Source organism: Brevundimonas sp. 01N35 (assembly GCF_056399785.1).
Map to the genome: position 1 here is coordinate 37,269 of NZ_JBFTRZ010000014.1, position 13,769 is coordinate 51,037.

The following is a 13,769-nucleotide window of genomic DNA, read 5'->3' on the forward strand; positions in this document are numbered from 1 at the left end:
GCTTCGCCATGACCGTGACCATCTTCCACAATCCGAAATGCGGCACCTCGCGCAACGTGCTGGCCATGATCCGCGAGAGCGGCGTCGAGCCGACGGTGGTCGACTATCTCAAGGCGGGGTGGGAGCCGGCGACGCTGGAGCATCTGGCCTCGGCTTCGGGCGCGGGTCTGAAGGGCCTGCTGCGCAAGAAGGAAGCCAAGGCGGCGGAACTGCTGGCCTCGGACGCCGACGACGCGGCCGTCCTGGCGGCCATGATCGAGAACCCGAACATCGTCGAGCGCCCGATTGTCGAGACGCCGAAGGGCGTAGCCCTGTGCCGTCCGTCGGAAGCAGTCTTCCCGCTTCTGGACAACCCGCCCGCTCGATTCGTCAAGGAAGACGGCGAGGTCGTCGGCGGCTGATCAGTTCGAGTTGCGGTTCCGGTTCGGACGGCGGTCGCTACGGTCGCCGCCGGGGCGGTCGCTTTCGCGGCGCCAGCGGATCGACAGGCTGGCGTCGCCTTCGCCGCCGACCTTGGAACTGACCGCCAGATTGCGGCGCACCTGCCATTCGACGTTGACCGCCGCCCCGCCCTGGCCGCCGCCGATGACCTCCAGATAGACGTTATCGGTGATGTAGCGGCCGCCCGCGACCGTCAGGCTGGACGCCTCGCCGCCGAAGGACAGGCGGTCCAGTCCGGCCAGTTCGCGCAGGTTGCCGATGACGTCGAAGCCGCCGCCGCCAGCCAGCGACGCCACGGCCGAGGCCAACTGCGCCGCCTCGAAACCTGACAGCTGAGACGCCGAGCGGCCGAAAAGCACCTGCGACAGAATCTCGTCCTGGGGCAGGGAGGGGGTCGAGGTCAGCTCGATCTTGGGCGCGGCGGCCGTGCCGGTGACCTTGATGGTCGCCGTCAAGGTCGGATCCTCGCGCACCGCCGCCAGGTTCAGGCGGATGCGGGCCAGATCGGTCGAGAGGGTCACCGAGCCGGTGTCGTCGAAGACGAAGCGCTTGCCCGCGAAATCGTAGTCGCCGCGCACCACGTTGGCGGTGCCGGTCAGCAGCGGCTGGGCGATGGTGCCGCGCACGCGGGCGTCGGCGGTCAGTTCGACGTTCAGGCCGCGTCCGCGCACGTGGATCTGGCGCCCGGTCAGGTTCAGGTTCAGGCCGATCTGCGGGCCGCGCGACCTGGCCTCGACCTCGACCGAATCGCCGCCGGGTCGGTTGATCTCGACCACGTCCATCTTCACCACGCCATTCGAGCCGGGCAGGTTGGGCGAGATGTTCGCCTCGTCGATGTTGAGGTCGCCGCTCAGCTGGATATTGCCGTCCGCGCCGCGCACCGCCGTCAGCACCCCGTTGGCGCGCGCCTCGGCGATGTCGTTGTCGATGACGCGGAAGCGGGTCAGCTCCAGCCGCAGGGTCGAGCCCGAGCCCTGACGCAGGCCGAGATTGCCGTTGCCGGTCACCGCACCCTTGAGGCCGTCGGTCGCATCGAACCGTTCGATCACGGCCTGGGTGTCGTCGAAACGACTGGCCAGGGTGACGTTTTCCAGGCGCAGTCCGGTCGAGCCGTCGCGGAAGGCGCCCTGAGTCAGGTCCAGCCGCCCGTTCAGGCGCGGTTCGTTCAGCGTGCCGCCGAGAACGGCGCGCGCGGCAACCTGACCCGACAGCGACTGGGCGCCGCCCAGGAAAAGGTCCCAGATGGGCTGGATCTGGCCGTTGATGGCGATCTGACCCGACATATCGCGGGTCCGGGCGACGGCCAGGCGCAACGGGGCGGCGGAGGCTTCGACCGGCAGGCTGACGTCGGCGGAGGCCTGAACCGCCGTGCCGTCGTTGGCCTGGGCCCGGACGCGCAGGACATTGTCGGTCAGGCTGGCGTTCAGAGTGCCGTCCACGGCCAGGCCGCGCGGGGCGTCGATGCTGCGCAGTTGCTTCAGATCGACGTTGGCCGAGCCGTTCAGCCTGTCGCCCGAGCCCTGCAGCGAGACGCGGCCGGTGACCTGACCGCGCAGGTCGGGGGCCAGCGAGCCCATTTCGATATTGGTCAGGTCGGCCTGAATGGCGCTGCCGGCCTTGTCCTGACGCAGTTCGCCGGTCAGGACGCCGCCGCCGACGCCGAGGTCGACGCGCACCACCCGGCCGTCGCCATTCAGGGCGACGATGGCGGGGGCGCGGGTGGTGAAGGCGACATCGCGCACGCGGCCGCCGCCGCGCAGGGTGACGCTCTGAGCCGGGCCTTGGCGCGAATATTCGCCCGTGCCGTTGAACTGGACCGGCGTGGCGCCGCCGACGTCGGCCGCGAGGGTGAAGGGCAGGCGTTCCAGCGTGCCCTGACCCTTGAGCGCCAGGCTGCGCACGACCCAGGTCGAGCCGGAGAAGCGCACGTTGCGGCCGGTCACGTCCAGAATGGCGCTTTGGTCGCCGCCGCCGTCGCTCAGGCGCACGCGGCCGTTGGCTTCGCCCGACGCGAGGAAGGCCCCCTGACGCGCGGTGAAGGTCAGGTCGGCGCTGGAGGGGAAGTTGTTGGACAGGGCGATCGCGCCCTGGGCTGTCACGCCGCCGGCGTTCACGTCCACCTCGGTCAGGCGGATGCGCTGGCCGCCGAGGAAGAAGTTGCCGGAAGCGCGTGCGGGACCGTAGTTCGAGCCGGAGTTGAGCACGATGCGACCGTCCGAGGCGTCGGCGCCCTGGCGGAAGCTGAGGATCAGGTCGGCGTTGGTCAGGATCAGGCCGCTGGCCGAGACCTTGTCGAAGGCGGCGCGCAGGTCGGCGCGCGGCTGGGCCAGGGTGCCGGTCAGGGCGCCGTTTCCGCTCATGGCGCCGTCGATGGCGACCGGGCCGACGCCGAACGGGCCGCGCGCGTCCCAGTCCAGCGCCAGACGCATCTGGCCGCCCTCGATCAGACCCTTGGCGCCCATGCGGCCGGCAGCGCCGGTCAGTTCGCTGCTGTCGACGGAGAGCACGCCGTGGCGCCATGATCCGGCGGCCTTCAGGCGCGGGGTCTGGCCCAGCAGCCGGTCCAGCTCGTCCATGCCGATCGTCATGTGCGAACCGCGCCCGTCGAAGCTGAGCGTCCACGGCGTGTCGCCACGGGCCTTTCCGGCCTGGATCGGGCCGCTGAACGAACCCTTGGCGCCGGGGCGGATGCGCGAAATGTCGGTGATGTCGGCGTCGCCGCGGAAGCTCAAGCCCCCGGTAATGCTGCGTCCGCCCGAACCGGTCAGGGTCAGGGCCTGGCCGCGCCCGTCGATCCTCTTCAATAGATAGGCGCCGTCGGCGGTGCGAGAGCCCTCCAACTGCGCGCGCGGCGTCGCGCCGAGCAGGGCGCCGATGATGCCGGCGGTCGAGCCGCCGACGGCGCGCGCGTCAGTCGAGGCGTCGAACCGTCCCTTGCTCCGGCTCAGGCTGAGGGGCCCAAAAACGCGGGCGGCGCGATAGCTGGCGATGTCTGCGTCGTGAAGGTCGGCCGCACCCTGCAGCGTCCAGGTGCTGGCGTCGCCCCGGAACACGCCCGCATAGGTCGTCGGCCCGGCCAGGGTGAACCCGACCAGACGGCTGAGCGAGGGGGTCGCGAGGTTCAGGTTCACGCCTTCGGGCGCGGTGCGATCCTTGAGGTTGATCAGGCCCTGCGCGCGCGTCGTGAGGTTCTCGGAGGTCAGGGTCCAGGCCATGCCCTGAACGTCGTCGCGATCCCGCACCGGAAGGCTGGCGAAGCCGAAACGGGCGGTCGTGCCGATCCGCCGGGCGAAGGGCTCCAGCAGGTCCGAGCCGGAGAAGTCGGCATTGCCGCCGATGCGCGCGCCGGTCTTGCCGTAGCGGCCCTTGACCGACAGGGGGGTGAAGTCGCCCGTCTTGACCACGACATCGACCACCTCTCCGTTGACCACGGCGACGGCCGAGAAGGGCTTGTTCGTGGAATAGCCCAGGGCTCCGGCGATCGGCCCGCCCTGGGCCTCGCCGGCGCGCAGGTTGACGCGCAGGTCCTCGGGCTTCTTGCCGATGACGGCCTTCAGCAGCAGGTGGTCGCCCTTGTGGTCCAGGCTGAAGGCGTTGACATTGATTTTCTTGTCGCCCTGACGCGGGACTTCCGCGTCGCCGCTCAGGGTCCAGCGACCGTATTCCTTGGAGAAGTCCTCCATCAGCTCGACGTTGGCGCTGAACTTGTCGATGTCGACCGATAGCGCCTGCGGACCGCTGGGCTCGATCTTGGGCTCCAGCAGGGGGCGGCGGATCACGCGAATCTGGTCGGCGGTGATCTCGGTGGCGTGGAAACGCCGCATCAGCAGCGGCCAGTAGGACCAGTCGACGCGGACGTTCGTCGCTTCCAGCCAGACCCCGTTCGCATCGGTGACCGTGACCCGGCCCAGGGTGAAGTCGTCGAACAGGTCGCCCTTCAGCCCCTCGACGTGGATGTAGCCATAGCGGCTGATCTTCTTGCCGGCGACGAAGCTGGTGATCAGTTCGCGGCCGGAATCCGAGACCAGATACATCCGTCCGCCGACGGCCAGAACGATGGCCAGGGCCAGGAGAGCCGCGACCACCATCCCCGAGAGGAAGCCGATCAGTTGCAGGCGCGTGCGTTTGCGCTTCGCCTTTTTCGCCGGCGTTTCGGCGGCGGTTTCCGCTTCGGAGTCGTGAGGCGGAGTGTCGGTCAAAACGCCTGGCCGATGCTGATGTAGAGCTGGAAGTTGGCGTCGCCTTCACGCCGGTCCAGAGGAACGGCGATGTCGGCCCGCACCGGACCGAACGGCAGTTTGTAGCGCACGCCTACGCCTGCGCCATAGCGCATGTTGTTGAAGTTCGGCGTCGCCAGAAAGCCGACCGCGCCCGAGTCGACGAAGGCGACGGCCTGGAATTTCTCGCCGATGTCGTGGCGCACCTCGATCGAGGTCTCGAACAGCGACAGGCCGCCGCGGGGCTTGTTGTTCGGCAGGCGCGGATTGATGCTCTGATAGGAATAGCCGCGCACCGAACCGCCGCCGCCGGAATAGAAGAGGCGGTCCGACGGCACCGTCAGCTCCTGACCGCCGATGATCGAGCCCAGCCGGGCGCGACCGGCCAACACCGTTCGGGCGCCGTCCTGCAAGGGCAGGTAGCCGGTCGCCTGGCCCTCGGTGCGCAGGAACAGAATCGTGTCCTCGCCCGTCACGGCGGTCGGCTGGGCCGAGAGATAGAGGCGGAAACCCCGGGTCGGATTCAGCGGATCATTGGAGCGATCCATGTAGGCGGCGCTGCGCGCGGTCAGGAGGGCGAGGTCGCGGTCGAAGGTGATCGGCGCCTGGGTGATCGGATCGAAGCGGTTCTCGGTATAGCGGCCCGCGTCGAGGCCCAGGCCGTAGGTGAAGAAAGAGGTCTTGCCGATGCGCTGCGTCAGATCGGCGGCCAGGGCGACGGCGCTGCGGTCGTAGGCGTCGGTCCGTTCGCGGACGAGATAGGACGACAGTTTCAGCGTCCGCCCGGGGCGGCCCCAATGCGGCAGGCTGGCCTCGCCGCCCAGGCGGCTGTCGATACTGGCGAAACGGAGCCCGTATTTCAGCGTCGCCGCGCGGCCCAAGCGGTTGTAGCGGGTTTGGAACACGTCCACGCCCGCGCCCTCGGCGGTCGAATAGGTGGCGCCGGCTTCCAGCAGGCTGCGAGGGCGGTCGGACAGGGTGACCATGACGGGGCGCAGACCTTCGGGCGTGACCTGGTCCAGGGGGGCCAGCGCAACGCCGACGCCGTCATAGACGCCGGTGTCCAGAATCCGACGCTCCAGTTCGGCCACGTTCTCGGGGTCGTAGCGGTCGCCCGCCTTCCACGGGGCCAGTCCGGCGACCCATTCGGGATTGGTCGGTCCACGCGTGCGCACCTGGACCCCATCCAGCCGCACCAGGGCGCCGGAGGCGATGTTGAAGGTCGGCTGCACGGTGAAGGCGGCGTGGTCGACGACGACCCGACGGGGCTCGGCCTTGGCGTCGGCATAGCCCTCGCGCGTCAGGCCGGCCACGACCCGCCCCTCGGCCGCCAGGATGTCGGCGGCCCGGCCCGGATCGCCCGGCTTCAGCGAAATGTCGGCGATCGCGACCGTTTCCGTCACGGAATCGGGCACGGGGGCGATCCAGTTGACCTTGGTTTCGCCCAGTTCGAAACGGTGTCCGGGCGTGACTGTCACGACGGCGACGGGCTTTTCCTCGCCCTCCACGTCATCCTGCAAGGTCGGTTGATAATAGCCTTCCGAGCGCAGAAGGGCCTCGGCCGATTCCATCGCGGTGCGCGCGCGCCGACGGGCCTCGAACCGGGTGGAGGGGGCGCCGTCCACGTCGCCGACGGCGCGTTCCAGTTCACGACGCAACTCGGCGTCGATGTCGCCGCGAATCTGGGCGCGCGGCTCGGCGGCGACCGGGTGTCCGCTGACAGCCCAGAGCGCCATGCCGGCGAGAAGGAGATGTGGCCTCGACGTCAAACTGCAACCTTGGCTCAGGGCGCGGGAATGGGGCGCGGGTACGGGCGCGAACGAGGGACGCGAACGCCGCGCCGACGGAATCAGTAGAACAGCGTATCGCTTTCGGGCTGAACCGTCTGTGCCGAGGTCCGTTGTTCGGCCGGCAGCGCGTCGACGGGCGGCGGAGCGTCCGCCGCGGGCGCTTCGGCCACGGCGGGAGCGGCCGATTCTTCGGCTGCGGGCGCGGTCGTGTCCTGAACCTGGACTTCAACCGTCTGAGCCTCGGCGGGGGGCTCGTCGCAAGCCGATGTCGCGGCGGCGGCGCCCAGGGCCGCGATCAGCAGCAAACGGTTCAGATTCAATCGGTTCATCGGATAATCCCCCTTATGGGGCAGCAAACGTCATCCGGGGAGCCCGGTTCCCTCTCTTGTTGAACGATCCAAGGTGAACCGCAACTGACCGCGAGGGTTGTTCTCATAAAATACGTGTCTTGCGGCGCCGTGGGCCTTGACCTCCCGACGCGAATGAACCAGAAACCGCCTCCGCAAACCGGCGACAAACTGGTTGGCGGAGAAGCGACCTAACAGGTTGATTCTAAAGCGTGCGCCCCTAGCTCAGTTGGTTAGAGCATCTGACTTTTAATCAGAGGGTCCTCGGTTCGAGCCCGAGGGGGCGTACCATTTTCCCCTTCATAAACAATGACTTGTTCTGGGCGTGTGGAGCCTGGATTTCGTCGGTTGCGTTTTGGGGCACATATGGGGCACAGCCGGTCTCCATTTTTTGACGCGTTTCAGCGCGTTTCAGCGCGTTTTTTTGCCCGCATGCCGGGCTGATTTGCTCGACCATCAGGGACGCGGCTCGCAGAAGGATGCCCGCCCTTCAACTTCATTCCACACGATGATCGGCGTGCGAGCGATCTTGCCTCCAATGCCGACGAGTCGATTTCGGCTATGAAGGAGGCGGGCGGATAAGCTGGCTGGGTGCTCTCGACTCCTTCGATAATATGCTTGGAGTTAGGACTGGCGCGCCTGTCGCCAGACGTCGGTCTGTGGCCGAACTCCTCACTGGCGCACACTCGATTCCTTGCGCCGCTCCGCCGGGGTGAGGTGGTGCGACAGGAAACGGCGTTGAGCAACATGCGCCTTGGGCCCAGCCAGTATTTCCGGAGGGCGGGATCGTCGGCGAACATGACCACGTTGCCGGCGCCGTTGTGCGCCGTCTGGGCCCAGACCGCGCCCGTCAGATTGCGGCAGTCCCTTTGGCAGATAGCGATTTTCGCTCCTTATGACGGCGGCGCTGATCTCTTTCTGCGGGGGGCGGCAAGCGGACATTGAGCGACAGAGGGCCCCGCCCAGCTGTCGGGAGATGCCCTTACTCAGCAGTGGTCGGGTCGATTACCGCCCTCACCGGCAAGATGCTGTTAGCAGGAAAGCCAGCCTGCTCCGCATGCTGCCGGATCATCTGCTCGTCAGGGGCCCGGTAGATGCAATAGATTTTGTCGTCAGTTACATAGCTTTGAACCCACTGGATTTCTGGTCCGAGGTTCCTGAGGACGGAACAAGAGGTCTGAGAGGCGTCTCTGAGATCCCCTGGGCCGAGTTGACCGACATCCGGCATTTCTCTCTCGATGACGAACTGGGGCATCCTGTCACTTCCCTGTCTGATTAGATGGTTTGCTGGCCCGGTCCCCCGGCAGTCGGGTCACGCAATAAATCACGTGGGGCTCGCTTTGAAAAGACGCCGTTCGTCGAAGTGGCGCGGACGCTTGCCCGCTGACGAAGCCTTAGTCAGGCGCCGACATCCGTCGCAGATCGGTTCCCAAGTTCGGTAATCGTTCGGTTTGCGAATTAGGCGCTGGGCAGTGTCCGCAGAGCGGTTGATCGTCGGCTTACTAATCGGTTTCGGGGGACGGCTAGGCTAGGCCCTGCGTTAGATTTGGCCGCGGAGCGAATCGGGGGCTCCGGTGTTGTATCGGCGCGGCGGATTCAAGCGCGCCGGGAGACCCGTATCATGGCGTATCGACCCACCTGGCAGGGACACCTGCGACTGTCCCTCGTGACCTGCCCGGTCGCGCTTTACACCGCAACCAACCCGGGCGGCGAAGTCCACTTCAACCTGATAAACCCCGAGACGAACAACCGAATTCGGATGGTGACGACAGACCCCGATACCGGCCCGGTCGAGCGGTCTTCCCTCGTGAAGGGCTATGCCGTCGCCAAGGACGAATACATCCTTCTCAGCGATGACGAGATCAAGTCGGTCAAGCTGGAGAGCACCAAGACGATCGACATCGAGCGGTTCGTTCCGGAAGAGGAGATAGACCGTCTATACTGGGACAACCCCTATTATCTCGCGCCCGCGGGTGCGATCGCGGAAGAGGCGTTCGCGGTGGTACGCGAGGCCATGCGGTCCGAAGGCAAGATCGCACTGGGCCGGGTGGTCCTGTCGACCCGCGAGCGTCTGCTGGCGCTCGAACCCCGGGACCGGGGCATTCTCGCCTATTCGCTGCGCACGCGCGGGGAAGTCCGTGACGCGCGGGACGTGTTCGGCGCCATATCGGACAAACAACCCGATCCGGCCATGATCGACATCGCTAGGCGCATCATCGAGCAGCAGGCCGGCCCCTTCGACCCCGACCAGTTCGTCGACCGCTACGAGGAGGCGCTTAAGGCGCTGATCGCCGCCAAGCAGAAGGGCCAGAAACCGGTGCGAGCGGCCGAACCGGAAGACACCCCGGTCGTGGACCTGATGGCGGCGCTGCGCGCCAGCCTTCAGGGCCCCGCGCCGCGAACCGGGGGACGCGGCCGGGCGCCGAAGCTCGCGGGGGCTCCGACCAAGGTCAGCCGTGCCTCGCCGCGACGTCGCGCAAGTTGACTCTAGCAAGGCAACGCACGATCTGGTTACGCCGGACGGTCGAGCTTCGCCTCCGGGGCCGGCTGTAGCGGCGGTACTTCAGCGCAGGGGAACGTCAGGCTAGTCCAACGGGCCTCACCGAATTTCACTCAGGTCCATTCGCGATCTGCTGACGTCAGGACCGGGCGCCGCAGTTCGGGTTTATAGCGCGCGGATTGGAGGCTGCAGCCCAACTGGGACGAGCGCGTTGACGGACCATGATCTCTGAAGACGCAAAATCCCTGGCTGTACGCGTCATCAATCGCCTGCGCGGCTACGGCATCGTCGTCTTCGAGAGGGATGGCCACATCACTCGCTGGCTGGCCGACGCCACAGCCGTGACGGGGTTCGTTGACGATGAGATTATCGGGCAGAGTATCGCGACCATATTCACCGAAGCGGACGAGGCCGCGGGGATCCATCGTCAGGAGATCGAAACGGCGCTTCGCCGGGGGTCCGCTGAGGACAGTCGTTGGCACCGCCGCAAGGACGGTACGCTCTTCTGGGCAAACGGGGCGACCTTGCTGCTGCAGGACGACGGCCAGGCCTTCGTAAAAATTTTTCGCGACGAAACCCACATCAGGCAGGCGGAAGAGCACCGCCTTCTTCTGTTGAACGAACTCAACCACCGCGTGAAGAACACGATCGCGACCGTCCAGTCGGTCGCCGAGCAGACCCTGCGGAGCGCCGGCGTGGCGGCCGAGGTGCGCCGCGACCTCTCCAATCGCTTCATCGCCCTGTCCCGCGCACATAATGTGCTGGTCGATCAGAATTGGGCGGGCGCCGATCTCAATGCACTCATCGCCGAGGCGGTCGCGCCTCACGACCAGCAACCCTCGCCGTTCCGCATCCAGGGCCCCAAGGTCTGGCTTCACCCCTCGCAGGCGGTCGCCTTGTCCCTTCTTCTCCACGAACTGATCACCAATGCGGCCAAATACGGCGCGCTCACCTTGGCTTCGGGCTGCGTGGACGTCAGCTGGAACGTCGGCGCCGATGGCGAGGGCCGCCGCTCCCTGGTTCTTCTTTGGCAGGAGACAGGAGGGCCTCCGGTCTCGCCTCCCGTCCGTCGGGGCTTCGGCACCCATCTTATCGAGAAGAGCTTTTCGGGGGGCGAGGGCGGCGCTCGACTTTCCTACGAATCCGGAGGCTTGAGGTGCGTCCTGACTATCAGTCTCATTGACGAGTGAGGCGGCTCAGGCCGCGAGATTCTGGTCGCTGAAAGTGGACGGAAGGAATGGGGAGCCTTTGGGCTCGACGCACGATCAGTCCCGAACTAGCGCAAGATGGGAAACTGCCGGCGAGGTGCCATAGTCGCAATCCGACCCTGAGCAGACATCCCGCTATTGGCATAGAGGATGCTGCGAGAGCGCAGAACGAGATCATCAACTGCCCTCCGGCTGGACAGGTCTCGAAGCGACGTGCCGCCATTCCGTTCCATACGAACGGCCGGCTGCGGCAAGACTGCCGAGTAGCATCGCCGAGTCGAAAAACGGACCGTCTGGAACCCATCGGCCTGTTCCGATCTGACTGTCGGATTCAGGAGGTTCCGATGCCGAAAAAGATCCTGCTGCGTTCCCGCGCCGGCGTGCAACTGGAGCGGCTGCCCCGTTCACCGAAGAACGGAGACGATCTTCCCCGCTTCCGGGTCTCTGACGCTCGGAGCGGCCTCTTGCTCATGATCCACGATGAAGGCGAGGCCCATCGCGCCTTTGCCAGGGCGGTAGCGGCACGTCTGCAGGCGCGCCCAATCGTCCCGAAGACCGCCCCGACGGCGGCAGGATTTTGATCGGATTCCACCGCCGTCGGGCTGTGACAGGTTCCGGTCGGAACAGCAGAGCCATTCTCCGGTTCACCAGCCGCATTCTCCCGCAAAGGAGCTTTGCTCGCTGGCACGGCCGCCGCGCCCGCCAGAGCCCCGGTAAACAGGCGGGCAACCAAACCCGGTAGGTTTGTCCGGTCCGGCGCCGAGGCCATCTTGTCGCCAGCCAACTCCCCGGCCGCCAGGATGGCGGAGGCAGCGACCAGGGGACTCCATAGTAGGGGCGGAAGCCCGTGACCGATGGCGATGCGGCCGCTGGCGGCAGACAGGGCCGTCGCCGCCACGGGGGTCATCGAGCGCTGTCCAGCGACCAGGCCGATAAGCAGGGATCTGATCAACGTCTTCTCCTGATGCTTCCGATGAACATGACAATCAAGCGCATGGACGAGACTGTCGTTGCCGATCGACCCGTGACAATGATCAGTCAGCCGGGTTGAACGGAACCCGCGCCGGCCGGATAGCGGGCATCGGCGCAGAGCGTGCGCAACTGGGCCCATGTGGCCTTGCCCTCGAGCTGGAACAACTCCGCCTGGGTATATCGCTTCTCCACTAGGGCCCTGCGCACCTCGCTCGGCACGCGATATCGACCGCTTCTGGCGAGTTCGAAGGCTTCTTCAATCACAGGCCGCCTGTTGGTCATCACGCTCTTCCTCCCGAAAGCTGGATCGGATGAACGCGTCGTCCCGCCAAGGTTTCCGAGTGTCCGCAAGCGGTCTCAAGCTCTTTGCGGACCAGGAATGCGGGCGCGAAGCAGGCGGCGACCAGCGGAACCGGGCTCGGCCGATCGGTTGAACGCAGGTGCGACGACGCAGGCAGGGCAATGCTGACTGGCTCGTCGGCAGTGGCCGTCCACGCCTTCAGCGACCGACTCAAACGCTGGCGAGGTCGACCTGGCGGATGTGCAGATAGCGACGGTTGAAGGCGGCGACGTCCCTGCAGCCTTTCCCAGGAAGGGAAGCTGATAGTCCGCTTGTTGCGCAGGATCAGCCCGTTTGCTCCAGCGCCTTCAGCGTCCGGTTGACGTGAACGGCGGTCGTGCCAGGGGCGTCCGCAAGCTGTTCCTGGGTGATGGGCAGCTCATAGCCTCGGCCGTCAGCCAGGCCCTGGCCTGCATTCGCACCGCGAACTCGCAACGCAGATGGGCCATGCGGGTCTTGGCGTCCGTGCGGCGGGCTCCGCTCGGCGGCCCCAGGCGAACCCAAGGTCGGTCTCGGCGTTGCAAGGCCATGGAACGTCTATTTGTGAAATTCTCGAACGCCGCCGCCAGCCTTGCCGGTCGGCCTTGGACCTTCGTCGTCTGTCTCGCCCTGGTCCTGATCTGGGGCCTCACGGGACCGCTTTTTCATTTCAACGAGAGCTGGCAGTTGGTTATCAACACCGGGACCACCATCGTCACCTTCCTCATGGTGTTCCTCATCCAGAACACCCAGAACCGCGACGGAGCGGCGATCCACGCCAAGCTGGATGAACTGATCCACGCCGTGGAAGCTGCGGACGAGCGGTTCATCGGCCTGGAGCGCCTGACCGACCGAGATCTCAAAATCATCCTCCAGCAGGTGGAAGAGCGCGCCCGGCGGTTGCAGGGCAGCGGACTGCCGGCTATTCGCACCCGCGCCGAGGACGGGGGGGGCGAAGAGTCTGGAGCAGCGACGGACCCTTCGCAGCCGCTCGAAGAGGGACCTCTAGGGGAGAACGTCCGCCACCATGGCGGCGGCGACCCAACGCTCTCAGGCGACGGCGAGAAGCGCCAGAGCGATAATGACAAGGGGCGGACGACGGGCGGACAACATCAGCGACGCTCCTGATCACGGCCTGGAGGGGGCTTGTCGCAGCCATACCCGGCGTAACGGGCGCCAACTCCTCCGCCTGGGTCTTGGGCGGAGGTCCGTCGGCGTGCTGACGACGGTCGCCCAGAACCTCCCGCATCGACTGAATACTTTCCTGCGGGCGCATCAGGGGAGCTGAGGCGTCCGCGGCCTGGAACTCGGAGAGACGACGCGCAACTTCCGCTGCGGGCCGCTGTCGCTGCCGTCAGGCGCGCTTCGATGCCAAAGAAGGGTGTGGCCGTGAAGAGACTTGCCCAGGTCCCGGACAAGGCGTGCGTATTCCGCCATGCGGAGGTGATCCCCCAGTTCAACTCCATCTCGGGGACGATACTTGAACACTCCTTCGCCAGGTGCCTTGAACCGTCGAGTCAGCCCGGATCTCGGAACGAAAGGCGGCGGAGCCGAAGAAAAGTCCGGCTGCGCTGGCAAGCTTGTGCAGGGGCCGTCGGGGCGCACTCCAGGCCAAGTTCGGGCGAAGCGCGATGGCTCCGCTTAACTCAAGCATACGGCGCCGGCTAAACGCTGCGTGGCTTCGGAAGACAGGAGAATATGTGCGCCGGCTCATGTCGGGCCAGGTTGTCCTGGGCTTCACGCCCCCGGCTTCGCCTTGAAGGTGTCGCCGATCAAGGTGGCGTCGGGGCCGTCAGGACCGGCGGCGCGTCGGGATTTCAGGCCGGTCCGTTTGACTGCCTCGTCGGATGTGGTGACGTCTGGCCTTCCCCCGGGCGCCGCCCCGTTGTCCTCGCGGCCCTTCGTCTGCTTACGATCCATCTTTTCTTACCTTTCCGCAGTATGGCCAGGGCCAAGCCCTCCTGGTTGTGGCGAC

At 66.5% G+C, this 13,769-nt stretch carries 12 protein-coding genes and 1 tRNA gene; 6 read left to right on the top strand and 7 right to left on the bottom strand.

The window, feature by feature from the left end:
- The first annotated feature begins 8 nt into the window (after nt 1–8).
- Complete coding sequence (locus AC1DJ5_RS13435) at nt 9–401, top strand: ArsC/Spx/MgsR family protein (protein WP_441454890.1); 393 nt, start codon at nt 9–11, stop codon at nt 399–401.
- On the opposite strand, the gene AC1DJ5_RS13440 is transcribed toward AC1DJ5_RS13435, so the two are convergent.
- The 3 genes from AC1DJ5_RS13440 to AC1DJ5_RS13450 all read right to left on the bottom strand — a co-directional run bounded on the left by AC1DJ5_RS13440 (nt 402) and on the right by AC1DJ5_RS13450 (nt 6,777).
- The gene (locus tag AC1DJ5_RS13440) at nt 402–4,640 is read right to left on the bottom strand and encodes a translocation/assembly module TamB domain-containing protein (protein WP_477020938.1); all 4,239 of its coding nucleotides are present in this window, start codon (nt 4,638–4,640) and stop codon (nt 402–404) included.
- Nucleotides 4,637–6,394 carry an autotransporter assembly complex protein TamA gene (locus AC1DJ5_RS13445; RefSeq protein ID WP_441454888.1) on the bottom strand — a complete coding sequence of 586 codons (1,758 nt, stop codon included), beginning with the start codon at nt 6,392–6,394 and terminating at the stop codon, nt 4,637–4,639. Before AC1DJ5_RS13445 ends, AC1DJ5_RS13440 begins: the two co-directional genes overlap by 4 nt.
- 113 nt (nt 6,395–6,507) lie before the next feature.
- Nucleotides 6,508–6,777, bottom strand: a complete 270-nt coding sequence (locus AC1DJ5_RS13450) for a hypothetical protein (protein ID WP_441454887.1) — start codon at nt 6,775–6,777, stop codon at nt 6,508–6,510.
- A 232-nt stretch (nt 6,778–7,009) separates the two neighbouring features.
- On the opposite strand from AC1DJ5_RS13450, the gene AC1DJ5_RS13455 reads away from it, so the two are divergent.
- A tRNA-Lys gene (locus AC1DJ5_RS13455) sits at nt 7,010–7,086 on the top strand.
- A 691-nt stretch (nt 7,087–7,777) separates the two neighbouring features.
- Here the strand turns inward: AC1DJ5_RS13455 and AC1DJ5_RS13460 are convergent.
- Entirely contained in the window at nt 7,778–8,050 is a 273-nt protein-coding gene (locus AC1DJ5_RS13460; RefSeq protein WP_441454886.1) for a DUF4242 domain-containing protein, read from the bottom strand.
- Nucleotides 8,051–8,416: 366 nt separating this feature from the next.
- Between AC1DJ5_RS13460 and ku the strand changes: the two genes are divergently transcribed.
- From ku to AC1DJ5_RS13475, 3 genes are all read left to right on the top strand, one after another.
- Nucleotides 8,417–9,280 carry a non-homologous end joining protein Ku gene (gene ku / locus AC1DJ5_RS13465; protein WP_441454885.1) on the top strand — a complete coding sequence of 288 codons (864 nt, stop codon included), beginning with the start codon at nt 8,417–8,419 and terminating at the stop codon, nt 9,278–9,280.
- A 236-nt stretch (nt 9,281–9,516) separates the two neighbouring features.
- A complete protein-coding gene (locus AC1DJ5_RS13470) occupies nt 9,517–10,485 on the top strand; it encodes a sensor histidine kinase (protein WP_441454884.1) in 969 nt (322 codons plus the stop codon).
- A 362-nt stretch (nt 10,486–10,847) separates the two neighbouring features.
- Nucleotides 10,848–11,084 (top strand): hypothetical protein, encoded by a 237-nt coding sequence (locus AC1DJ5_RS13475; RefSeq protein WP_441454883.1) that lies wholly within the window; start codon nt 10,848–10,850, stop codon nt 11,082–11,084.
- A 457-nt stretch (nt 11,085–11,541) separates the two neighbouring features.
- On the opposite strand, the gene AC1DJ5_RS13480 is transcribed toward AC1DJ5_RS13475, so the two are convergent.
- Nucleotides 11,542–11,757 (bottom strand): hypothetical protein, encoded by a 216-nt coding sequence (locus AC1DJ5_RS13480; protein WP_441454882.1) that lies wholly within the window; start codon nt 11,755–11,757, stop codon nt 11,542–11,544.
- 343 nt (nt 11,758–12,100) lie between these two features.
- Nucleotides 12,101–12,319, bottom strand: coding sequence for a helix-turn-helix domain-containing protein (locus tag AC1DJ5_RS13485; protein WP_477020939.1), 219 nt, complete (start codon nt 12,317–12,319; stop codon nt 12,101–12,103).
- A 24-nt stretch (nt 12,320–12,343) separates the two neighbouring features.
- Here AC1DJ5_RS13485 and AC1DJ5_RS13490 point away from each other — a divergent pair, with 24 nt between their 5' ends.
- Nucleotides 12,344–12,922, top strand: a complete 579-nt coding sequence (locus AC1DJ5_RS13490; RefSeq protein WP_477020940.1) for a low affinity iron permease family protein — start codon at nt 12,344–12,346, stop codon at nt 12,920–12,922.
- 609 nt (nt 12,923–13,531) lie between these two features.
- On the opposite strand, the gene AC1DJ5_RS13495 is transcribed toward AC1DJ5_RS13490, so the two are convergent.
- Nucleotides 13,532–13,714 (bottom strand): hypothetical protein, encoded by a 183-nt coding sequence (locus tag AC1DJ5_RS13495; protein ID WP_441454879.1) that lies wholly within the window; start codon nt 13,712–13,714, stop codon nt 13,532–13,534.
- Nucleotides 13,715–13,769: the final 55 nt, after the last annotated feature.